The sequence below is a fragment of the Hydrogenophaga sp. genome (genome assembly GCF_022844385.1).
GTDB lineage: Bacteria > Pseudomonadota > Gammaproteobacteria > Burkholderiales > Burkholderiaceae_C > Hydrogenophaga.
In genome coordinates, this window is the sequence record NZ_JALHLX010000023.1 from 17,354 (window position 1) to 39,796 (window position 22,443).

Here is a 22,443-nt window from a genome sequence, read left to right on the forward strand (position 1 = left end):
CATGTACGACCAACACGTCCTCATCCTCGGCCTGGGCGCCTCCGGCCTGGCCATGGCGCGCTGGTGCGCGCGCCAGGGTGCGCACGTGACCGTGGCCGACACGCGTGAGCAGCCGCCGCAGTTGCCGGGCTTGCGCACCGACTGCCCGCAGGCGAATTTCGTCAGCGGTGCATTCGACGATGCTCTGATGGCGCGTGGCGGTTGGACGTTGATCGCTCGCAGCCCGGGTCTGGCTCCCGCTTCTCTGCAGACCGTGCTGGGCTGGGCACAGGCGAACCACGTGGCCGTGCTCGGAGAGCTGGGTTTGTTTGCCCGCGCCCTGAAGACGCTGGCCGAGCGCGAGCGCCTGCCGTACCGCCCCAAAGTGCTGGCCATCACCGGCACCAACGGCAAGACCACCGTGACCGCGCTCACCACCTTGCTGCTGCAGCGCGCAGGCGTGCCCGTGGCCGTGGCCGGCAACATCGGCCCGGCCTTGCTGGATGTGTTGTCCGCTGCGCTGGACGCCGAGGCTGTCGCCCAACTGGCCGACGATGAACGTGCGGCCGCCGAGGCCTTGACCAACGCACCGGTGGTGGCGGCGCCGCCAGCAGACGTCGAGGTCGAGGTTGTTGATGAGCCCGCAGAAGACGAAGCACCCGCAGCCGAAGGCGACGACGAAGGTACGGTCATGCTGGTCCCGCCCCCCATCGAGCCACCCCAGCCACGGCACCTGCCCCGCGTCTGGGTGCTCGAACTCTCCAGCTTCCAGCTCGACGGCACCGCCGGCACCGACTGGGATGCCGTGCCCACCGCCGCCAGCGTGCTCAACATCACCGAAGACCACCTCGACTGGCACGGCAGCATGGCCGCCTACACGCAGGCCAAGGCGGCGGTGTTCGGCAGCCAGGCCCTGATGCTGCTCAACCGCGACGACCCGAAGGTCATGGCCTTGCAGCCCGGCCTGGTGACCGTGAAGGTGGGCAACCGCAACCGCCAGCAGAGCGCGCGGCCCTGGGCCAGCTTCGGTCTGGACGCGCCGACCCGCGCTGGCGACTGGGGCATCGAAACGCTCAACGGCATGGCCTGGCTGGTGCGTGCACTGGCGCTGGACGAGACGCGCTCGACAGGCCGCCGCGCCGCCGGGCCGCCCCAAGGCGCGGCTGCCCCCGCGGGGGGCAGCGCAGTACGCGCAGCGACAAGCGTGGGGGCTCCGGTGCCTGCTGAAGAGGTTTATTTCCAACGTTTGATGCCTGTGGACGCCCTGCGCATCCGCGGCCGCCACAACGCCGCCAACGCGCTCGCCGCACTGGCCCTGGCCACTTCCACCGGCGCCGCGCTGGGCCCCATGCTGCACGGCCTGCGCGAGTACCGCGGCGAGCCGCACCGCGTCGAACCCGTGGCCATCATCGACGAGGTCGAGTACTTTGACGACAGCAAGGGCACCAACGTGGGCGCCACGCTGGCAGCGGTCAATGGTCTGGGCGCCGAGCGCCGGCTGGTCGTGATCCTGGGTGGCGACGGCAAGGGGCAGGACTTCGCGCCGCTGGCGGAGCCACTCGCGCGCTATGCGCGCGCCGTGGTCTACATCGGCCGCGATGCCGCGCGCATCCGCGCAGCGGTCGGCGAAGCCCTGACCGATGAACACATTCCCCAGCTCGATGCCACCACGCTGCCCGAGGCGGTGGCGCTCGCTGCGCAGCAGGCCCGCTCGGGCGACGCGGTGCTGATGTCGCCCGCCTGTGCCAGCCTGGACATGTTCGACAACTACGAACACCGCGCCCGCGTTTTTGTGGATGCGGTCGGGGCCTTGGCCGCCGAACGCGGCATGAGCCTGGAGGCGGGCCTGTGAAGAAAAAAGCCGTGCCCACCCTGACCTGGTCGCAGCGCCTGCGCGAAGGACTGGCCGCGCTCAATCCGCGCCTGCTGGGCCGCGACCTGGCCGGCGTGCTGGCCGGTGGTTCCTCGCGCGACGGCCTGCCGGTGCGCCTGTCCAACCGCACCTACGCAGGCACGCGCAACGTGGCCGTGCGCGAACTCGGTTTTGACCAACCGCTGCTGTGGGTGGTGGTGGCGCTGCTCGCCTGGGGCCTGGTGATGGTGTATTCAGCGTCGATTGCGCTGCCCGACAACCCGCGCTTTGCCAACTACGCCCACACCCACTTTGTGATGCGCCACGGCATCTCCATGGCCATCGGTCTGGTGGCGGCCATGGTGGCGTTCCAGTTCCCCATGCGCAGTTGGGAAAAAATGGCACCCTGGCTGTTTGCCGTGGCGCTGGTGCTGCTGGTGCTGGTGCTGTTTCCCTTCATCGGCAAGGGTGTGAACGGTGCCCGCCGCTGGATCTCGCTGGGCATCATGAACTTCCAGCCGTCCGAACTCGCCAAGCTGGCCGTGCTGCTCTACGCGGCCGACTACATGGTGCGCAAGATGGACGTGAAGCAGCGCTTCTTCCAGGCCGTGACACCCATGGCGGTGGCCGTGGCGGTGGTGGGCATGTTGCTGCTGGCCGAGCCCGACATGGGCGCGTTCATGGTGATCGTGGTGATCGCCATGGGCATCCTGTTCCTGGGCGGTGTGAACGCGCGCATGTTCTTCCTCATTGCAGCGGTGGTCGTCTCGGCGTTCGCGCTGATGATCATGGCCAGCGACTGGCGCCGCGAACGCATCTTTGCTTACCTCGACCCCTGGAGCGTGGAGCACGCACTGGGGAAGGGGTATCAGCTCTCCCACTCGCTGATCGCGTTTGGTCGCGGCGAGATCTTTGGTGTGGGGCTGGGCGGCAGCGTGGAAAAACTGCACTGGCTGCCCGAAGCCCACACAGACTTTTTGCTCGCCGTGATCGGTGAGGAGTTCGGCCTCGTGGGCGTGCTGGTGCTCATCGGCCTGTTCCTCTGGCTCACGCGCCGCATCATGCACATCGGCCGTCAGGCCATTGCGCTCGATCAGGTGTTTGCCGGCCTGGTGGCGCAGGGCGTGGGCCTGTGGGTGGGCTTTCAGGCTTTCATCAACATCGGTGTGAACCTGGGCGCGTTGCCCACCAAAGGCCTGACCCTGCCGCTGATGAGCTATGGCGGTTCCGCGATCCTGCTCAACCTCATCGCAATTGCGATCGTGCTGCGCGTGGACTACGAGAACCGCCAGATGATGAAAGGCGGCAGGTCATGACCATGCCTTGCGCATTGATCATGGCCGGCGGCACCGGCGGTCATATCTTTCCGGGCTTGGCCGTGGCAGAAGCCCTGCGCGAACGCGGCTGGCGCGTGCACTGGCTGGGCGCGCCGGCCAGCATGGAAAGCCGGCTTGTGCCCCCGCGTGGCTTTGCGCTGGAAACCATCGACTTTGGCGGTGTGCGCGGCAAGGGCGTGCTCACGCTGGCCTTGCTGCCACTGCGCCTGCTGCGCGCCTTCTGGCAAGCCCTTCAGGTGGTGCGCCGCGTCAAGCCCGATGTGGTCGTGGGCCTGGGCGGCTACATCAGTTTTCCCGGCGGCATGATGGGCGTGCTAGCCGGCAAGCCCCTCGTGCTGCACGAGCAGAACTCGGTGGCCGGCATGGCCAACAAGGTATTGGCCGGTGTGGCCGATCGGGTCTTCACCGCGTTTCCCAACGTCTTCAAGAAGGCCCAGTGGGTCGGCAACCCATTGCGCGCGCCTTTCCTGCGGCAGCCCGCGCCAGCCGAGCGCTTTGCCGGCCGCAGCGGCCCGCTGCGGCTGCTGGTGGTCGGTGGCAGCCTGGGCGCCAAGGCGCTCAACGATGTGGTGCCGCAGGCCCTCGCGCTGATCCCCGAGCCGCAGCGACCCTCCGTGGTTCACCAGAGCGGTGAAAAGCAGATCGACGCCTTGCGCGCCAACTACATCGCCGCCGGCGTACACGCCGAACTCACGCCCTTCATCGACGACACGGCCCAGGCCTTCGCCGATGCCGACCTCATCGTCTGCCGCAGCGGCGCCAGCACCGTGACCGAAATCGCCGCCGTGGGCGCGGCCGCGTTGTTCGTGCCTTTTCCCTCGGCGGTGGACGACCACCAGACCACCAACGCGCGGTTCCTCGTGGACGCGGGTGCGGCCTGGCTGGTGCCACAACCCGAACTCAGCCCACAGCAACTCGCGCTCCGCCTGCAAAGCCTGCAGCGCGAACAGCTGGTGGCCATGGCCGAGAAGGCCAAACAGCTGCAGAAAACAGAAGCCGTGGCGGCCGTGGTGTCCGCCTGCGAGCAACTCGCGAAAGTCGATCAAAAATGAAACACGCCATTCGTCATATTCATTTCGTTGGCATCGGCGGCGCCGGCATGAACGGCATCGCCGAGGTGCTGCTCAACCAGGGCTTCCGCATTTCCGGCAGCGACCTGGGCGAGAGCACCGTCACGCGCCGTCTTGTGGCCCTCGGTGCCGAGGTCTTCATCGGCCACGACGCCGCGCACATCGAAGGGGCAGACGCCATCGTCACCTCCACAGCCGTGAAGGAAGACAACCCCGAGGTGGTGGCGGCGCATGCCAAGCTGATCCCGGTGGTGCCGCGCGCGGTGATGCTCGCCGAACTCATGCGCATGAAGAAGGGCGTGGCCATTGCCGGCACGCACGGCAAGACCACCACCACCAGCCTGGTGGCCAGCGTGCTGGCCGCCGCCGAGATGGACCCCACCTACGTGATCGGCGGGCGCCTGAACAGCGCGGGCGTGAACGCTGCGCTGGGTTCGGGCGAGTACATCGTGGTCGAGGCCGACGAGTCCGACGCCTCGTTCCTGAACCTGCTGCCGGTGCTGTCGGTCGTGACCAACATCGACGCCGACCACATGGACACCTACGGTCACGACTTCGGCAAGCTCAAGGCCGCCTTCGTCGAGTTCCTGCACCGCATGCCTTTCTATGGCGCGGCCGTGGTCTGCGTGGACGACGCGGCCATCCGCGAGATCCTGCCGCTGATTGCACGGCCCATCACCAGCTACGGCTTCTCCGAAGACGCGCAAGTGCGCGCCGTCAACGTGCGTGCGGTCGGCACGCAGATGCACTTCACCGTGCAACGCCGCAACGGCGTGGAACTGCCTGACCTGGACATCGTGCTGAACCTGCCGGGCGACCACAACGTGCTCAACGCGCTGGCTGCCATCGGCATCGCGGTGGAGCTCGGTGTGGACGACGCCGCCGTGGTGCAGGCGCTGGCCGACTTCAAGGGCGTGGGCCGGCGCTTCCAGCGTTACGGAGAAGCGGTATTGCCTGCCGGTGGCACCTGCACCGTGGTGGACGATTACGGCCACCACCCGGTGGAGATGGCGGCCACGCTGGCCGCCGCGCGCGGTGCCTACCCGGGCCGCCGGCTGGTGCTGGCCTTTCAGCCGCACCGCTACACCCGAACCCGCGATTGTTTCGAGGACTTCGTGAAGGTCATCAACCACGCCGACGCGGTGTTGCTGGCCGAGGTGTACGCCGCCGGCGAGAGCCCCATCGTGGCGGCCGACGGCCGTTCGCTGGCGCGCGCACTGCGCGTGGCCGGCAAGCTGGAGCCGGTGTTTGTGGACGACATCAACGCCATGCCGCAGGCCGTGCTGGACAACGCGCAGGACGGTGACGTGATCCTGTGCATGGGCGCGGGCACCGTGGGCGCGGTAGCCGGCCGCGTGATGGAACTGGCTCAGGAAGTGACTCAATGAGCCCCCACGCTCCACCGCTGCGCGGATCGCTGCCCCCCGAGGGGGAGGAGCCGGCTTGGGGCGGCCCGGCGCCGGCTCGCATGAACACAAAGGACAACGCAGTGATCGATCCGAATTCACTTGGCAAGGTGGCGGTCTTGATGGGCGGGCGTTCGGCCGAACGCGAGGTCTCGTTGATGTCGGGCACCGGCGTGCTGGCGGCGCTCCAGTCCAAGGGCGTGGACGCCCACGCCTTTGACCCGGCCGAGCGCAGCCTGGACGAACTCAAACGCGAAGGCTTCGACCGCTGTTTCATCGCGCTGCATGGCCGTTTCGGCGAAGACGGCACCGTGCAAGGCGCCCTCGAGTTGCTGGGTATTCCCTACACCGGACCGGGCGTCATGGCATCCAGCGTGGCCATGGACAAGCTCATGACCAAGCGCATCTGGATGGCCGAGGGCCTGGCCACGCCGGCCTGGCGCCAGGTGCACAGCGTCGAACAAACCGTGGCCGCGTACCGCGCCCTGGGCACGCCCATGATCGTCAAGCCCGTTCGCGAAGGCTCCACCATCGGCCTGACCAAAGTCACGAGCGAGGCGCAGTGCGCTGCCGCCTACGAGCTCGCCGCGAAGCAGGACCCGTTGGTCATGTGCGAGCAGTTCATTGCGGGCGACGAAGTCACCTGCCCGGTGCTGGGCACGGGCGACAGCGCCCACGCGCTCCCGGTGATCCGCATCGTGGCCCCCGACGGCAACTACGACTACCAGAACAAGTACTTCACCGACGACACGAAATACCTCGTGCCCTGCGGCCTGCCCGAGGGTGAAGAGGCGGTGATCCAGGCGCTGGTCCTGCAGGCCTTCAAGACGCTGGACTGCCGAGGCTGGGCACGCGCCGACGTGATGATCGACGCCGCCACGCGCAAACCCTACTTGCTGGAAATCAACACCTCACCCGGCATGACCGGCCACTCGCTGGTGCCGATGTCGGCGCGCGCCACCGGCCTGTCGTACGAAGACCTGTGCGTGTCCGTGCTCGCCACCGCCTCGCTGGACAACCCGGCCTGATCGCAACCCACCACCATGGCCACCACACCCATGCCCCTGGACATCAAGCTCATGACAGCGCTCACGCAAGCGCTGCTCGTGCTGTTTGTGCTCCTGTGCCTGGGTGCGCTGGGCACGTGGCTGGTGCGCCACCCGGTGTGGACGGTGAAGGCCATCACGGTGCACGGTGATGTGGTGCACCAGAACGCCGTGAGTTTTCGCGCCCAGCTGGCCACGCAGATGAAGACGCGCCTGTCCAGCAGCTTCCTCACGGTTGACCTGCAGCAGGTGCGCGATCTGTTCGAGGCCGTGCCCTGGGTGCGCCAGGCTGTGGTGCAGCGCGAATTTCCCAACCGCCTGCGCGTGACCCTGCAGGAACACCAGGCCGTGGCCTGGTGGGGCGAGTCGGGCTCGGGCCGGCTGGTGAGCCAGCTCGGTGAAGTGTTTGAAGCCAGCCCCGACGACAGCGACAACCTGCCCGAACTCGCCGGGCCGGCCGACCAGTCGGCGCAGGTGTGGACCGTGTACCAGCTGCTGCGGGCCGAACTGGCCCCGCTCGAACTCGGCATGGAGCGGCTCGAACTCACCGAGCGCGGCAGCTGGCGCGCCAGACTGGACAACGGTGCGCAGGTTGAACTGGGCCGCGGTACGCCCGACGAACTGGTGGCCCGCGCACGCCGCTTCAGCGCCACGCTGTCCCAGCTCACCGAACGCTACGCCGGTGCCCTGCAATCGGTCGATCTGCGCTACCCCAACGGTTACGCCCTGCGCTTGCGCGGCGTGACCACCGTCACCGACATCGCCCCCAACGCAACGCAACCCACACGGTAATCAAGAAGCAATCATGGCCAAGGAATACAAGGATTTGGTGGTCGGACTCGACATCGGCACCGCCAAGATCATGGTGGTGGTCGCCGAGGTCCAGCCCAACGGCGAGCTCAAGCTTGCGGGCCTGGGCGTGGCCGCCAGCCACGGCTTGAAACGCGGCGTGGTGGTCAACATCGACGCCACGGTGCAGAGCATCCAGCAGGCCCTGAAAGAGGCCGAGCTGATGGCCGACTGCCGCATTGCCCGCGTCTACACCGGCATCACCGGCAGCCACATCCGCGGCATCAACAGCAGCGGCATGGTGGCCATCAAGGACCGTGAAGTCACCGCCACCGACGTGGCACGCGTGATCGAAACCGCCAAGGCCATCAACATCTCGACCGACCAGCGCCTGCTGCTGGTGGAGCCGCAGGAGTTCGTGATCGACGGTCAGGAAGTGAAGGAGCCGATCGGCATGAGCGGCATCCGGCTCGAGGCCAAGGTGCACATCGTCACCGGGGCGCAGAGCGCGGCAGAAAACATCATCAAGTGCGTGCGCCGCTGCGGCCTGGAGGTGGACCAGCTCATGCTCAATCCGCTGGCCAGCAGTCAGGCGGTGCTGACCGACGACGAGAAGGAACTCGGCGTGGCGCTGGTCGACATCGGCGCCGGCACCACCGACGTGGCCATCTTCTCGGGCGGCGCGATCCGCCACACCGCCGTGATCCCGATCGCGGGCGACCTCATCACCAGCGACATCGCCATGGCGCTGCGCACGCCCACCAAAGACGCCGAAGACATCAAAGTCGAAAGCGGCTGCGCCAAACAGCTGCTGGCCGACCCGGACACGCAAGTGGAGGTGCCCGGTCTCGGTGACCGCGCCCCGCGCATGCTGAGCCGTCAGGCCCTGGCCGGCGTGATCGAGCCGCGGGTGGAAGAAATCTTTTCGCTGGTGCAGCAGGTGCTGCGCGATTCGGGCCACGAGGAAATGCTGTCGTCGGGCATCGTGCTCACGGGCGGCAGCGCGGTGATGCCCGGGATGGTTGAACTCGGTGAAGACATCTTCCTGAAGCCGGTGCGCCGCGGCATCCCGAACTACGCCAGCGCCCTGTCTGACATGGTGGCGCAGACCCGCGCGGCCACGGTGATGGGTCTGCTCGAAGAAGCGCGGCTGGCGCGTGTGCGTGGCCACAAGGTTTCGCAAAAGGCGGGCTCGGTTCAGGGCGCGCTCGAACGCATGAAAAACTGGTTTGTGGGGACCTTCTGATGAAGCACTTGATCACACCCGCACCGAACACCCGGCCCCGCTTCCGCACCCGATGTAGCGAGTGCACTGGACCGCCTGGCTGAATCCCGACCCCGATCCGCACCCGAATCCGAAACGTTTTTGAATCACAAGCGCCCATCAACAGGCACACAAGGAGCACACCATGAGCATCGAAATGATTGAAGTCGAAGAATTCAACCTGGGCACCCAGATCAAGGTCATCGGCGTGGGCGGTGGCGGCGGCAACGCGGTCGAGCACATGATCGCCCGCAGCGTGCAGGGCGTGGAGTTCATTTGCGCCAACACCGATGCGCAGTCGCTTTCGCGCAGCGCCGCGCACAAGACCATCCAGCTCGGCAATACCGGCCTGGGCGCTGGCAGCAAGCCCGACAAGGGCCGTGAAGCCGCCGAAGTGGCGGTGGATTCGATCCGCGAAGCCATTGCGGGCGCGCACATGCTCTTCATCACCGCCGGCATGGGCGGCGGCACCGGCACGGGTGCTGCGCCTGTGATCGCCCGCGTGGCCAAGGAAATGGGCATCCTGACCGTGGGCGTGGTCACCAAGCCGTTCGACTGGGAAGGCGGCCGCCGCATGACCAACGCCGACCACGGTCTGGCCGAACTCGAGGCCAACGTGGATTCGCTGATCGTGGTGCTGAACGAGAAGCTGCTCGAAGTGCTGGGCGACGACGTGACGCAGGACGAGGCCTTTGCCCACGCCAACGACGTGCTGAAGAACGCCGTGGGCGGCATCGCCGAGATCATCAACGAGTACGGCAACGTGAACGTCGACTTTGAAGACGTGCGCACTGTGATGGGTGAACCCGGCAAGGCCATGATGGGCACGGCCGTGGCCGCCGGTCCGGACCGCGCGCGCATCGCCGCCGAGCAGGCTGTGGCCTGCCCGCTGCTGGAAGGCATCGACCTCTCAGGCGCCAAGGGCGTGCTGGTGCTGGTGACTGCGGCCAAAGGCTCGCTCAAGCTGTCCGAATCGAAGCTGGCAATGAACACCATCCGCGCCTATGCGTCTTCCGAAGCGCACGTGATCTACGGCGCGGCTTACGACGACAGCCTGGGCGACGAGATGCGTGTGACGGTGGTGGCCACGGGTCTGTCGCGCCAGGGTGTGCGCCGCACGGCGCCTCCGCTGCAGGTGCTGCGTACCGGCACAGACAACGTGCCGTTCAATGTGCCCACCGTCAACGCTGCCGTGGGTGGTCCGGGCGCACAGCCCGACTACAACTCCATGGCCGTGCCCAGCGTGTGGCGAACCAACCGCACCCAGGCTGCGGCCAAGGTGGACGCATTGGCGTCGGGTGGCATGGACGATTTCGAGATTCCTGCTTTCTTGCGCAAGCAGGCGGATTGAGTCGGGGTCTGGGTGCGGGTGCGGGGGCGGGGGCGTTTCGCGCCTGCACCTTGGCGGGCTCGGGAGTGAGCGGCGCTCTGCTCCGCGGCTGTCCCCCGGGGCCTGCGGCCCCTCCTCCTTTATGCCGCTGCGCAGAACGCCACTCACTCCCGAGCTGAAGTGGCGTTGGTTTCTCTCGTCGGCCGAGTGCCAACGAGGTCATCGGCGGCCATGGGGCACGGCGCAGCGAAATCAAGGAGGAGGGGCCAAAGGCCCCGGGGGACGTTCGCGGAGCCGTGCCCCGTGGTCGCCGATGACCGGACCCATCGGGGAAAACTGCCCGGCAAGACATCCCCAGCCTATCGCGGCCATCACGATTCCCAAATGCGCCAAAACGCTGCAAAACCTAAAATCCAGCCCATGCTCGCGCAACGCACCCTCAAATCCCTGACCAAAGCGGTGGGCGTCGGCCTGCACAGCGGTCAGCGTGTGGAGCTCACCCTGCGCCCGGCACCGCCTGACACCGGCATCGTGTTCCGCCGCGTGGATTTGCCCGAACCGGTGGAGATTGCGGTCAACGCCACCGCTGTCACTGACACGCGCCTGGCCTCCACCATCTCCAACGGCAACGTCAAGGTGCACACCATCGAGCACCTCATGAGCGCCTGCGCCGGCCTGGGGCTGGACAACCTCTACGTGGACATCACCGCCGAAGAAGTGCCCATCCTCGACGGCTCCTCTGCTTCGTTCGTGTATTTGCTGCAAAGCGCCGGCATCGTGATGCAGAAGGCGCCCAAGCGTTTCATCCGCGTCACCCAACCGGTGGAGGTTCGTGAGGGTGAGGGCAGACAAGTGAAGTGGGCGCGGCTCGATCCGTTTCACGGCTACAAGCTCGCGTTCGAAATCGAGTTCGACCACCCCGCCGTCAACTCCACCGGGCAACGCGTGGAGTTCGACTTTGGCAGCGGACAGTACGCCCGCGAGATCGCGCGCGCGCGGACCTTCGGTTTCACCAAGGACGTGGAAGCCATGCGCTCGCACGGCCTGGCACTCGGCGGCGGGCTGGACAACGCCATCGTGATGGACGACGTGAAGGTGCTCAACGCCGATGGCCTGCGTTACCAGGACGAGTTCGTCAAACACAAGATCCTCGACGCCATGGGCGATCTCTACATCGTGGGCAAACCGCTGCTCGCCGCCTACAGCGCGTTTCGCAGCGGCCACGCCATGAACAACCAGCTGTTGCGTGCCTTGCTCGCGCGTCCTGATGCCTACGAGGTGGTGAGCTTCGAGCAGGATCGCGAAGCGCCGCACGGCTTTGCGCAGCTGGCGCCGGCTTGGTAGACACCCCTATGTTGCTGTTTCGCTGGACCGTTCTTTTTCTGCTGATCGCCGCCGGCGTGTGCTTTGCGTTCTACGTGGGCACCGGTCAGGCCCGCTTTCGGACCTGGGGCGTGGTCATCCTCAAATGGACGGTGATCGCCGCCTTGGGCTTTTTCGCTGTGCTGGTGCTCGAACGGCTCTTGTGAGCCTGCTCCGTTGCCGCTTCAGGACTGCTCGCGCAGGTCCCTGATGAAGGCGCTGAACAGTTTGAGCCGCTCGGTGTTGATCAGCCCGATCTTGAGTTCCACCGGCAGCTCGTTGCCATGGCGGTCCACCAGGATGCGGCGCATGCGCTGACCCACAAAGGGCGCGTTGCCCGTCTGGTGAAACTGCGCCAGAGCTTCGATGAACGCCACCTGGTAACGCACGGGCACCACCAGGTGTGCCAGCGATTCCCCCAGTGCTTCTTCGCGGCTCCAGCTGAACAGTTTTTCGGCCTCGGCGTTCCAGTCGGTGATGCAGCCCTCGAAGTCCATGCCCACAAACGGTTCCTGCGCGGTGTCGATCACGGCTCGTGTGCGGGCGTCGCTGTCGTCCATGCGTTCGAAGCTGCTCTGCAGCTCGGCGGTGCGTTCCAGCACGCGCCGCTCCAGCGACACGTTGAGCTGGCGCAACTCTTCTTCGTTGTGCTGCAGCGTCTTCACCATCGAGTTGAAGGCACCACCCAGGATGGCGACTTCTTCATACGCGCTGGACGCGGGGACTTTCACCGTATAACCCGCCTCCAGCCCGCGCGCCACATCGGCCAGGCCCAGCAGCGGGCGCGTGATCCAGCGCGCCAGACCCCAACCCAGCAGGGAAAACAACAGCGCCGCGACCCCGCCGCCCAGCAGCATGCGCCGGTGCAACTGGTCCACCGGCGCATAGGCTTCATCGAGGTCTTGCCGCACCAGCACACGCCAGCCCAGGCCCGGGTAGTCCTCAAAACCCCGGTCGCTGCTGTAGCCCACCAGATAGTCTTCACCATCGGCCCAGGTCTCGCGCACAAACCCCTGCTTGCCCTGCAGCGCTTCATCGACGCTTCGCAACTGGAGCACAGTGCCTTCCACCTCAGGTGGCCCGAGCAGCACCGCGCCCGTGCTGGAGACGATCAGCGGATCGATGCTGCGGCTGCGGCCCACCGGCACAAAGATCGCCTGTTCGATGTCCCGTGCCCACTTCCACGACAGGTGCACACCCAGCACGCCGGTGATCTGACCGTCGTCGTCCTTGAGAGGGAAAGCAATGTCGACAAAACGCATCGGCTCACCACCCGGGCTGCCCATGAGCTGAGCCAGCAGCAGGGCTTCATGGACATCCCCCACGGCCTGGCCCTTGAGTGCGTTTTGAAACCAAGGGCGTTGCGACACGTCGGCGCCTTCGAGCATGTTGCGGGTGGCGGCCAGCACCTTGCCGCTCGGGTCGGTCACACCGATCCAGGCGTAGGTGGGGTAACTCTGCTGCAACGCTTCGATTTCACGCTTCACCTCGACCAGGTCGAGCGGTCCACTCAGGCGGTTGGCGATCAGGCGCACCTCGCGGTAGCGCTCGAACATGGCCTGGTCCAGCCGGCTCGTGGTCTGGTTGGCCAACTCGGCCAGGTTGTTGCCGATGCTGCGGCGCACCTGGGTGCTGGCGGTGCGGTCGCTGAACACGGTGAGCATCACCGTGAGCAGCAGCGAGAGCAGGGTGAACGCCAGCGCAAGCCAGGCCCCCAGGCTGAAGCGGCGTTGCACGAGCTTGAACATGTTCAGTAGATCCGGCCGGCCTTGTAGGACGCGCTCGAACGCGCCTGCAGCGTTGAGACCTTGTTGATCGCCAGCAGCGTGCGGCTCACTTGCGCGTGCGTGATGGCCAGGCCCAGCGCGTCGGCCGCGTCCTTGCCGGGCAGGCCGGGCAGCTTCAGCAGGCGTTTGACCATCTCCTGCACCTGCGGCTTGGCCGCCTTGCCGTAGCCCACCACCGCCTTTTTGAGCTGCAGCGCGGTGTATTCGGCCACCGGCAAGTGGTTGGCCACCAGCGCGGTCAGGCAGGCGCCGCGCGCCTGGCCCAGCAGCAGCGTGGCCTGCGGGTTGACGTTGACGAACACAATCTCGCAGGCCGAGACCTCGGGCTGGTAGCGCGCCACCACCTCGGTGATCCCGTCAAACAGGATCTTCAGCCGTGCAGGCAGCAGCGCGCCGTCCTTCGGGCTGGTCTGGATGGTGCCGCTGGCCACGTAGTGCAGGTTGGGGCCGTCGGTGTCGATCACGCCGAAGCCGGTGCACTGCAGGCCGGGGTCGATGCCGAGGATTCTCATAGGTCGAAGGTCCAGCGCACCGAATGGAAGAACACCGGCGCGGCAAAACACAGCGCGTCCACGCGGTCGAGCAGGCCGCTGGCGCCGGTGGTGGAGCGGCCTGCAGAACCCCAGTGGGTCACGCCCCGGTCGCGTTTGATGGCCTTCATCACCAGATGACCCATCGACCCGGCCACGCAGGCCACCAGCGCCATGGCCAGCGCGGGCAGCGGCTTGAACGGGGTGAGCCCGGCCAGCAGCGCACCGAGCAAGCCGCCCGCCGCGAGACCCATGGCCCAGCTGCGCCAGTGAAAACTCTCGCTGATGGCGGGCGCAACCGGTGTGCCCATGCGGCGCGACGCGATGTGCTGCACCAGCATGCAGGTCTGCACCACCAGCACCAGGAAGAACACGAGGAAGGCGGTGCGGCCCACAAAGCCGGGGAAGTTGAGCAACAGCAGCGCGGGCACATGGCTCATGCCGTAGACGCAGACCATGATGCCCCACTGCAGCTTGGCGTTGCGCTCCAGAAAGCGCTGCGGGTCGTTGCCCAGCGCGCTCACCACCGGAATGGCGAGGAACACATAGACCGGGATGAACACGGTGAAGAGGTTGAAGCGTTCGGTCCACACCAGCGCGTATTGCAGCGGCAGCACGATGAAGAAAGCCAGCACCAGGCTGCGGTGGTCGCCGCGCCGCGTGGGCGAGAGGCTGATGAACTCGCGCAGGATGAAAAACGACACGAAGCCGAACAGCACGATGGCGACACCTTCGCCCAGCGCCCAGCCGATCCAGAACACCAGCGCCATGCCCCACGAGCTGCGCAGCAGCGCCTGGTTGTCGCGCAGGCGCAGTTCCCGTTCGCCGGATTCGTCTTCCCCGGCACGGCGCTCGCGCACCGAGAGCAACACGCTCACGCCGCTGGCAATGAAGAGCAGGCCGAACAGCAGCACGAACAACAGACTGACCTGTTGCTCGGGAGAGAGGCTGCGCACGAAGGAGCTCATCAGACTTCCCTCAGAGCGATGACGCTCTCGCGAGCTCGCTTCAGAAAATCGGCACGGGGCTCGTCAAACCCCAGTGCCACCGGTTCACCAAAGGTCACCGAACACAGCACCGGCACCGGCACGACCTCGCCCTTGGGCATCACGCGCTGCACGTTGTGGATCCAGGCCGGCACCAGCACCACGCCCGGAAAGCGCTGGGCGAGGTTGTACAGGCCCGACTTGAACGGCTGCGGGTCCTCTTCGTGGCCACGCGTGCCTTCGGGAAACAGGATGAGCGAGTCGCCGCTCTCCAGTGCGTTGATCAGCGGTTGCAACGGGTCTTCGTCGCCTTTGCGTTCGCGCTCCACATAGACCGCGTTGAACACCTCGGTGGTGATCCAGCGTTTGAAGTTGGAGGCGGTCCAGTAGTCCTTGGCGGCGATCGGCCGGGTGATGCTGCGCAACTCGTGCGGCAGCGCGGCCCAGATCAGCACCAGGTCGGCGTGGCTCTGGTGGTTGGCAAAGTAGATGCGCTGCTCGGCCTTGGGCGGGCAGCCGTGCCAGCGCGCCTGCGCGCCAGTGAGCAGGCGCACCAGGCCGAGCAGGAACACGCTCATGGCGGTGGCGCGCAGGTTCATGGCAGCTGAACGTCGCCCATGCGGGCCACGATGGTGCCGGTGCGCCGGGCAAGGTAGGCCGAACCCTGGCGCGTTTCGAAGAACTTGGGCGAGGGCAGCATCACCGCGAGGCGCGCGGCTTCGGAGGCGCTGAGCTTGCTGGCTGGTTTCTTGAAGTAACGCTGCGCGGCGGCTTCGGCGCCGAACACACCTTCGCCCCATTCCACGCTGTTGAGGTAAATCTCCAGAATGCGCTCCTTGCTCAGCAGCGCCTCCAGGGCCAGCGCGAGCACGAGCTCCTGGCCCTTGCGCAGGAACTGGCGCTCGCCCGAGAGCAGCAGGTTCTTGGCGAGTTGCTGCGTGATGGTGGAGCCGCCCACCACCTTGGGCTCGCGCACCGGTTTGTTGGGCTGGGCAGCGGCGCGTTTTTCGGCTTGCTGCTGGCGCTTCTCGTTTTTCTGCCACGCGGTTTCGATCGCTTCCCAGTCCACGCCGCCGTGCTCCAGAAAGCCTGCGTCTTCGGACGCGATCACCGCGCGCTTGAGGTTGGGGCTGATCTTGTCACCGGCCACCCACTGGTGCGACCAGCGCCAGGTCTTGTCGGTGGTCATGCTCTCTTTGCCGACGCGCCACGCTTCGGAGCGCATGAAGGCCGTGCTGGTCGGGTCGATCACCACCATGGCGGCGATGCGCAGCGCAAAGAACACCTGCAGCGCCACACTGGCCAGCAACATCCACAACACCCAGCGACCAAGGGAGCGCATCTATTGGCCCGACAACTGGGTCTGCAGCGTCTCGTCGCGCGTGAAACGGAAGCGCGAGACCACCACAATCTGGTCGGCCTGGCGGCGCATGGCGTCGTTGAACTGGCCGAAAGCCAGGCTGCGCACGATGGCCTGGGCTCGGCGGTCGAGCAGGTTGTTGCCCGAGGTCTGCACGATTTCGGTGTCGAGCACACCACCGGTGTGGTTGACCGTGATGATCATGGTGAGCTCGCCGTAAAGTTTGCGGCCGGCGGCCTCGGGGAAGTTGGTGGTGCCTCGGTCTTCGATCTTGCGGCGCAGTTCGTCGTAGTAGATGGCGTACACCGCCTCGCGCGTGGCTGGACTGATGTAGCGTTTTTTGGGCCGGGCGCTCTCTTCGTTGATGCGCCGCTCGATCTCGGCCAGGATCTTCACCAGCGCCTTGCGCTTTTCTTCGCGCTCCACCACCTCGCGGCTGGGGTTCGCGGCCTGGGTGTCGGGCGCGGGCATCCTGGCCAGCTCGCGGCGCACCTGGGCGAGCAACTGGTTTTGTTGCTCGCGCAGCGCCTCGATCTTGCGTTCGTCTTCTTCCGGCGTGTCGCCCACGCGCGCCACCGCGGTGGGCGGCAAGGGTGAGGTGGAGCGCCCGCGCACCGCGTCGCCACCACCGGCGAGCGAGGCTTGTGCAATCGCGGTGGCTTTCTCGGGCCGCTCGTTGCTGCGCGCGTTGACCAGGATCACTTCCAGCGGCGTGTCCTGAAAAGCGCGGTTGAAACCCTCTGGGTTCACGAACCGCACCGTGAGCACGGCGGCGTGCAACGCGATGGAAATGCCCAGCGCCAGCTGCAGCGTGCTCAGGCCTTTCAGAAACGCGAGGGTGGATGTCTTCACGCGGCGATTATCCGTGTGGCCCGCTCGTTCAGGCCGAATGGCCTGCCGGGTCGGTGGCCTCGGTCGGCTGGGCGGCGGGCTCGCTGCCATCACCCTCGTTCACGTCGATGGCCAGGGCCAGCGGCGCGGACATTTCTTCGTCCTCACCGTCCTCACCCGCGCTGTCGTCAGCGCCTTCGTCCACCGGCAGGTCCAGGCGTTCGATCACGGTGCCGTGCACGTCCAGTGTGATGTCGTCGATCTCGCCGAGCTTGATGCGCACATGCGCGCCGCGCGGCAGTCCGTCGGCGCCCATCACCGGCAACACCAGCGGCAGCGTGTCCGCACGCACGAGGTTGTCTTTCACCAGCGTGGCGGTGAGTTCGGTGGTGCCGCTTTGCTGCAGGTGCTTGAGCGTCCAGTAGCGCTCCATGCCGTTCTGGAAACCGTTGTAGGCGGTGTAGGCGGCGTCGAACGCGCTGATGATGGAGAACAGGTTCGCGTCCTTGGGCTTGAAGGGCGCGGCGAGTGCTGCGGTTTTGCCGTGGCGCGCGCAGGCAATGATCTGCCACTGGTTGACCATGTCCACATAGCGGCGCAGGGGCGAGGTGCTCCAGGCGTAGCTCTTCACGCCGATGCCGGCGTGTGGCTGAGCCTTGGTGCCCATGCGCACCTTCACGCCGGGTGCCATGCTGGCCTGGCTGCGGTAGATGCCGGGCACGCCGCAGTCGTTGAGCCAGTTGCCCCAGGTGCTGTTGGCCAGGATCATGGCCTCGGCCACCATCAAATCGAGCGGCGCGCCGCGCTGGCGCGTGCCGATCACCACCACCTCGTCGCCCACCGGTTCGTCGCCGGTCTTGCCTTCGAGGCGGAAGGTGTAGTCGGGCCGGGTGAAGTTTTCCGGCTTGCCGCGCACCACCTCGCGCTGGGCCTTGAGATGCCGCGCGAGCGTGAAGATGAAGGCCAGCGTGGGCTGCAGCGCGGCGATCTCGGGCACGGCGTTGCTGGCCGGGGCTTCGCCCGAGAGCCAGGCCTCGGTGATCACGGTGTCGAGCTGGTCGTGGCGCAGGTTCTGCGCGATCGGCACCCGCTCCAGCACGGTGCGCGTGTCGGTGATGGCCAGCGTGGCTTCGTCGAACGTCACGTAGAGCGAGACCGCGGGGCAGTCGCGCCCGGCCATCAGCGTGTAGGCCTGCACCACCTCGTCGGGCAGCATGGTGATCTTGTGGCCCGGCATGTAGACGGTGGACAGACGGTGGCGCGCCACCTGGTCGATGGCGCTCTCGGGCACGATGGCCAGACCGGGTGCGGCGATGTGGATGCCCAGCGTGACCGAGCCGCTGCCCAGGCCTTGCAGCGAGAGCGCATCGTCGATCTCGGTGGTGTGCGAGTCGTCGATGGAAAACGCCTGCACGGTCGCCAAAGGCAGCTCGTCGGTGATCACCGGGGCCTGCAGCGCCGGGAAGCCGGTTCCCTTGGGGAACTGGTCGAACAGGAAGCGCTGCCAGTGGAACTGGTAGGCGCTGCTGATGGCGCCGGCGTTCTGCAGCAGCGTGAGCGGCGCGGTGTGGCTGCTGCGCGCGGCCTCGACCACGGCCTTGTATTCGGGCGCGTTCTTGTCGGGTTTGAAGAGGATCTTGTAGAGCTGCTGGCGCACCGGCTCGGGGCAGGTGCCGCTGGCGAGCTCGGCGGCCCAGCCCTCGATCTGCACCTGCAGCTGTTTCTTTTTCTCGATACCGGCCAGTGCCTGGGCCAGGATGTCGGCCGGGGCCTTCTTGTAGCGGCCTTTGCCGGCGCGGCGGAAGTAGTGCGGCGCGCCCTGCAGGCACAGGAGTGCTGCCACCTGCTCGGCGGTGCTGGCGCTGCTGCTGAAGTACTCGCGCGCCAGATCGGCAAAACCGAATTCGTCTTCGGGTGCGAATTCGTAGGCCAGGGCCAGGTCCATGTCGGTGGACAGCTCGGTGGCCGAGGCCATCAAGGCGGCAGGGGCGGGTTTTTCAAACCGCAGCAGCGCGTTGACCGACTTCACCTTGACGCGCTTGCCGGAATCGAGCTCGACTTGCAGGGAACTTTCAGCCTCGGACAGGAGGCGGCCGGTCAACAACTTGCCGGCTTCATCAAACAGGATGTGCATGGGCGGGATTGTCCCATGGGGCGGCTACAGACCCATGAAGGCAAAGACTTCATCGATGTGGTCGTCGAAGTCGCTGATCGCATGGTCACTGCCGGGCAAGAGCCGGATGGTCCCACCGGCACAGAAAGCCTGCATTTCGCGCCAATCCAGGACTTCATCGCCTTTGCACACGATCGCGAACAATCCTTCGGGGGTGGCAGGTTGCCGGGCCGCCAGCCGCTCGATGTCTGCCTGCTGAACCTTCAGCTCGTCCACAAAACCGGGCTGGAAAAAGAAACGTTCCTGGCGGTCGTGCCACGCAGTCTGCTCGCCGATGTAAGCCGAAAGATCGCGTGCCGGGAACGGGGCCGGGTTCAGCAGCACCGCAGGGCAACCGGTCTGCAGCGAGACCCAGCGCGCGTAGAAGCCGCCGAGCGACGAGCCCACCACCGCCATGCTGTCGCGCGGCCAGTTGGCCGTGCCTTGCATCACCAGCTCCATGGCCTCGGCGGGCGAGGGCGGCAGCTGCGGGCACCACCAGACCACGCCCGGGTGTTCGGTCCGCACCCGCGCGGCCACCTTCTGCGCTTTCATGGAATGCGGCGAGGAGCGAAAGCCGTGCAGATAGAGCAAGTGAGTGGTGGTGGCGTTCATCGGCGAAGGATAATCGCGGGCCATGTCCGCCGTGTTCGACAAACCCTCCCTGCTGCAACGCATTGCCCCGGTCTTCCAGGGCTTTGACCTGCCGCTGTTGCTGGCCATCCTGGTCATGGCCGGTGCCGGGTTGTTGACGATGTACTCGGTCGGGTTCGACCACGGCACGCGTTTCGAGTCCCATGGCCGTAACATGCTGATCGCGGCCGGCGTGCTGTTCATCGTTGCGCAGATTCCGCCGCACCGGCTCATGAGCCTGGCGTTGCCGGCCTACGCGCTGGGCGTGATGTTGTTGCTGGGCGTGGAATTCTTCGGCATCGAACGCAAGGGATCGCAGCGCTGGTTGAACGTGGGCATGGTGATCCAGCCCAGCGAGCTCATGAAAATCGCCATGCCACTCATGCTGGCCTGGTGGTTCCACCGCCGAGAGGGGCAGCTGAAAGCGCTGGACTTCTTGGCTGCCGGCTTGCTGCTGGTGTTGCCGGTGGCGCTGGTGCTGATGCAGCCCGACCTGGGCACCTCTTTGCTGGTGCTGTCGTCTGGCCTGTTCGTGATCTTTTTCGCCGGCCTGAGCTGGAAGCTGATCCTGCCACCGGTGCTGATCGGCGCGGTGGGCATCGTGCTGCTGATCGCATTCGAGGGCCAGCTGTGCGCGCCCGATGTCGACTGGCATGTGCTGCGCGAGTACCAGCGCCAGCGTGTGTGCACGCTGCTGGACCCCTCCAAGGACCCGCTGGGCAAGGGCTTCCACATCATCCAGGGCATGATCGCCATCGGCTCCGGGGGGGTGTGGGGCAAAGGCTTCATGCAGGGCACCCAGACGCATCTGGAGTTCATCCCCGAGCGCACCACCGATTTCATCTACGCCGCTTTCTCCGAAGAGTTCGGTCTGGTCGGCACGCTGTGCCTCATGGCTGGTTTCATCTTCCTCATCGTGCGCGGCCTGGTGATCGCCATGGAAGCGCCCACGCTGTTCTCGCGCCTGCTCGCCGGTGCGCTCACGCTCAACATCTTTGTCTATGCCTTCGTCAACATGGGCATGGTCAGCGGCATCCTGCCGGTGGTGGGCGTGCCCTTGCCGTTCGTGAGCTACGGCGGCACCGCGATGGTGACCATGGGCGTGGGGCTGGGCATGCTGATGTCGATCGCCAAGTCCCGGCGCTTCATGCAGTCATGACGGTCGCTTTTGTCGGCGCGGGCAACATGGGCGGCGCGCTCGTGGAGCGGCTGTGCGAAGCCGGCTGGCCCGTGACCGTGTGCGATACCGATCCGCTGCGCCAGCAGCAGGCCCTGGCCGCAGGTGCCAGCCTGGCCGATACACCGCTCTCGGCCGTCGCCCAGCTCGGACCCCAGGGAGCGCTGGTGATCGTGGTGGTGGACGCCGACGAGTGCCGTGAAGTGCTGTGGGGCGAGCAGGGTGCGGCCAGCGGTTTGCGGCCCGGGCAGGCCGTGGTGCTGTGCCCCACCATCGCGCCCGACGACACCGTGTCCATTGCCTTGCGGTTGGCAGAGCAGGGCGTCGATTGCATCGACGCGCCCATGTCGGGCGGCCCGCAGCGCGCGCGCGACGGTCGCATGAGCCTGATGGTGGCCGCGCCTGCTGCGGTGCTGCAGCGACACGAAGATCTGCTGGCGGCCCTGTCGCTCAACGTGATCCGCATCAGCGAACGCGTGGGCGACGGTGCGCGCACCAAGCTGGTCAACAACCTGCTGGCCGGCATCAACCTCGTGGGCGCCGCCGAGGTGCTGGCCCTGGCCGAACGTTTGGGGCTGGACCTCACCACCACGCTGGACGTGATCGAGCGCTCCAGCGGCCAGAGCTGGATCGGCTCGGACCGCATGCGCCGTGCGATCAACGGCGACCTGGCGCCGCGCGCCCATGTGACCCTGCTGGAAAAAGACACCCGGCTGGCGGTGGCGGCGGCGCGCAGTGTCGGGTTTGAAGGCCCGCTGGGCGCGAGTGCGGCCGGGGTGTTCAAAGCGGCCCATGAGGCGGGCATGGCTGATCTGGACGACGCTGCGTTGCTCCCCTTCTTGCGCCAGAACGCTCCAAGACCCTGACGCGAGCGCGCAAGGCGGGTCGTTCTTACAATGACCCCATGATTTCACGCGAACCCACCCTGGCCCGTCTGGCCACCGCCCAAAGCCTGCTCCTCGAACCGTTTGGCCTCACGCCCGCGCATTTGCAGCGCGCGCTGGGCGAGATCATGTCGCACGGCGTGGACGATGCCGACCTCTATTTCCAGACCACGCGCAGCGAAGGCTGGAGCCTGGAAGAGGGCATCGTCAAGACCGGCAGCTTCAGCATCGACCAGGGCGTGGGCGTGCGCGCTGTCAGTGGCGAGAAGACCGCGTTTGCCTATTCCGACGACCTCTCCTGGGACTCGCTGCTGGACGCCGCGCACACCGTGCGCAGCATCTCCGGCCAGGGCCAGTCGAAGAAGGTGAAGACGCCCGCTTCCAAGGTGGCCAAGTCGCGCTCGCTCTACGGCGGCGTGGACCCGATCGGCACGCTCGACAGCACGGCCAAGGTGGCACTGCTGGAGAAGGTGGAAAAAATGGCCAAGGCCAAGGACCCGCGTGTGGTGCAGGTGATGGCCGGTCTGGCCGCCGAGCACGACGTGGTGTTGGTGGCGCGTGCCGACGGCACGCTGGCTGCCGATGTGCGCCCGCTGATCCGCCTGTCGGTCACCGTGATCGCCGAGCAGGCTGGCCGCCGCGAGGTGGGCTCGTCGGGCGGCGGCGGC

At 66.6% G+C, this 22,443-nt stretch carries 21 protein-coding genes; 13 read left to right on the top strand and 8 right to left on the bottom strand.

Features of this window, described 5'->3' with window-relative positions; translation table 11 throughout:
* Position 1 precedes the first annotated feature (1 nt).
* The 10 genes from murD to Q0C59_RS06935 all read left to right on the top strand — a co-directional run bounded on the left by murD (position 2) and on the right by Q0C59_RS06935 (position 11,602).
* Positions 2 to 1,831, top strand: coding sequence for a UDP-N-acetylmuramoyl-L-alanine--D-glutamate ligase (murD, locus tag Q0C59_RS06890; RefSeq protein WP_291213464.1), 1,830 nt, complete (start codon positions 2 to 4; stop codon positions 1,829 to 1,831).
* Positions 1,832 to 1,902: 71 nt separating this feature from the next.
* Positions 1,903 to 3,147 (top strand): putative lipid II flippase FtsW, encoded by a 1,245-nt coding sequence (gene ftsW / locus Q0C59_RS06895; protein WP_370654596.1) that lies wholly within the window; start codon positions 1,903 to 1,905, stop codon positions 3,145 to 3,147.
* On the top strand, positions 3,144 to 4,220 hold the full coding sequence (murG, locus tag Q0C59_RS06900; RefSeq protein WP_291213466.1) for an undecaprenyldiphospho-muramoylpentapeptide beta-N-acetylglucosaminyltransferase: 1,077 nt from the start codon (positions 3,144 to 3,146) through the stop codon (positions 4,218 to 4,220). The genes ftsW and murG overlap by 4 nt, the downstream gene beginning before the upstream one ends.
* Complete coding sequence (gene murC, locus Q0C59_RS06905) at positions 4,217 to 5,626, top strand: UDP-N-acetylmuramate--L-alanine ligase (protein WP_291213468.1); 1,410 nt, start codon at positions 4,217 to 4,219, stop codon at positions 5,624 to 5,626. The genes murG and murC overlap by 4 nt, the downstream gene beginning before the upstream one ends.
* An 80-nt stretch (positions 5,627 to 5,706) precedes the next feature.
* Positions 5,707 to 6,672, top strand: coding sequence for a D-alanine--D-alanine ligase (locus Q0C59_RS06910; RefSeq protein ID WP_291213470.1), 966 nt, complete (start codon positions 5,707 to 5,709; stop codon positions 6,670 to 6,672).
* Between the two features lie 15 nt (positions 6,673 to 6,687).
* Positions 6,688 to 7,482, top strand: coding sequence for a cell division protein FtsQ/DivIB (locus Q0C59_RS06915; RefSeq protein WP_291213472.1), 795 nt, complete (start codon positions 6,688 to 6,690; stop codon positions 7,480 to 7,482).
* 13 nt (positions 7,483 to 7,495) lie between these two features.
* The gene (gene ftsA / locus Q0C59_RS06920; RefSeq protein WP_056270025.1) at positions 7,496 to 8,725 is read left to right on the top strand and encodes a cell division protein FtsA; all 1,230 of its coding nucleotides are present in this window, start codon (positions 7,496 to 7,498) and stop codon (positions 8,723 to 8,725) included.
* Positions 8,726 to 8,888: 163 nt separating this feature from the next.
* Positions 8,889 to 10,094, top strand: a complete 1,206-nt coding sequence (gene ftsZ / locus Q0C59_RS06925) for a cell division protein FtsZ (protein ID WP_291213474.1) — start codon at positions 8,889 to 8,891, stop codon at positions 10,092 to 10,094.
* Between the two features lie 399 nt (positions 10,095 to 10,493).
* Positions 10,494 to 11,417: a UDP-3-O-acyl-N-acetylglucosamine deacetylase gene (lpxC, locus tag Q0C59_RS06930; protein ID WP_291213476.1), complete on the top strand. Its 924-nt coding sequence runs from the start codon at positions 10,494 to 10,496 to the stop codon at positions 11,415 to 11,417.
* 8 nt (positions 11,418 to 11,425) lie between these two features.
* Positions 11,426 to 11,602 carry a hypothetical protein gene (locus Q0C59_RS06935; protein ID WP_291213478.1) on the top strand — a complete coding sequence of 59 codons (177 nt, stop codon included), beginning with the start codon at positions 11,426 to 11,428 and terminating at the stop codon, positions 11,600 to 11,602.
* Between the two features lie 18 nt (positions 11,603 to 11,620).
* Here Q0C59_RS06935 and Q0C59_RS06940 read toward each other — a convergent pair whose 3' ends face one another.
* From Q0C59_RS06940 to Q0C59_RS06975, 8 genes are read right to left on the bottom strand one after another with little or no spacing between them, the layout of a single operon-like run.
* A complete protein-coding gene (locus Q0C59_RS06940; RefSeq protein WP_291213480.1) occupies positions 11,621 to 13,183 on the bottom strand; it encodes a cache domain-containing protein in 1,563 nt (520 codons plus the stop codon).
* Between the two features lie 2 nt (positions 13,184 to 13,185).
* Complete coding sequence (ruvC, locus tag Q0C59_RS06945; RefSeq protein WP_291213482.1) at positions 13,186 to 13,734, bottom strand: crossover junction endodeoxyribonuclease RuvC; 549 nt, start codon at positions 13,732 to 13,734, stop codon at positions 13,186 to 13,188.
* Positions 13,731 to 14,720, bottom strand: coding sequence for a phosphatidate cytidylyltransferase (locus Q0C59_RS06950; RefSeq protein ID WP_291213484.1), 990 nt, complete (start codon positions 14,718 to 14,720; stop codon positions 13,731 to 13,733). Before Q0C59_RS06950 ends, ruvC begins: the two co-directional genes overlap by 4 nt.
* Positions 14,720 to 15,337: a lysophospholipid acyltransferase family protein gene (locus Q0C59_RS06955; protein WP_291213486.1), complete on the bottom strand. Its 618-nt coding sequence runs from the start codon at positions 15,335 to 15,337 to the stop codon at positions 14,720 to 14,722. Before Q0C59_RS06955 ends, Q0C59_RS06950 begins: the two co-directional genes overlap by 1 nt.
* A complete protein-coding gene (gene mtgA / locus Q0C59_RS06960; protein ID WP_291213488.1) occupies positions 15,334 to 16,080 on the bottom strand; it encodes a monofunctional biosynthetic peptidoglycan transglycosylase in 747 nt (248 codons plus the stop codon). The genes Q0C59_RS06955 and mtgA overlap by 4 nt, the downstream gene beginning before the upstream one ends.
* Entirely contained in the window at positions 16,081 to 16,950 is an 870-nt protein-coding gene (locus Q0C59_RS06965) for an energy transducer TonB (RefSeq protein ID WP_291213491.1), read from the bottom strand. It lies immediately after the preceding gene.
* Positions 16,951 to 16,978: 28 nt separating this feature from the next.
* Positions 16,979 to 19,063, bottom strand: a complete 2,085-nt coding sequence (locus Q0C59_RS06970) for a ribonuclease catalytic domain-containing protein (RefSeq protein ID WP_291213493.1) — start codon at positions 19,061 to 19,063, stop codon at positions 16,979 to 16,981.
* 24 nt (positions 19,064 to 19,087) lie between these two features.
* Complete coding sequence (locus Q0C59_RS06975; protein ID WP_291213495.1) at positions 19,088 to 19,696, bottom strand: YqiA/YcfP family alpha/beta fold hydrolase; 609 nt, start codon at positions 19,694 to 19,696, stop codon at positions 19,088 to 19,090.
* Between the two features lie 22 nt (positions 19,697 to 19,718).
* Here Q0C59_RS06975 and rodA point away from each other — a divergent pair, with 22 nt between their 5' ends.
* The 3 genes from rodA to Q0C59_RS06990 all read left to right on the top strand — a co-directional run.
* Positions 19,719 to 20,873 carry a rod shape-determining protein RodA gene (rodA, locus tag Q0C59_RS06980; protein ID WP_291213497.1) on the top strand — a complete coding sequence of 385 codons (1,155 nt, stop codon included), beginning with the start codon at positions 19,719 to 19,721 and terminating at the stop codon, positions 20,871 to 20,873.
* Positions 20,870 to 21,757, top strand: a complete 888-nt coding sequence (locus Q0C59_RS06985; protein WP_291213499.1) for an NAD(P)-dependent oxidoreductase — start codon at positions 20,870 to 20,872, stop codon at positions 21,755 to 21,757. Before rodA ends, Q0C59_RS06985 begins: the two co-directional genes overlap by 4 nt.
* Positions 21,758 to 21,795: 38 nt before the next feature.
* On the top strand, positions 21,796 to 22,443 hold a 648-nt coding region (locus Q0C59_RS06990; protein WP_291213501.1), incomplete at its 3' end, for a PmbA/TldA family metallopeptidase.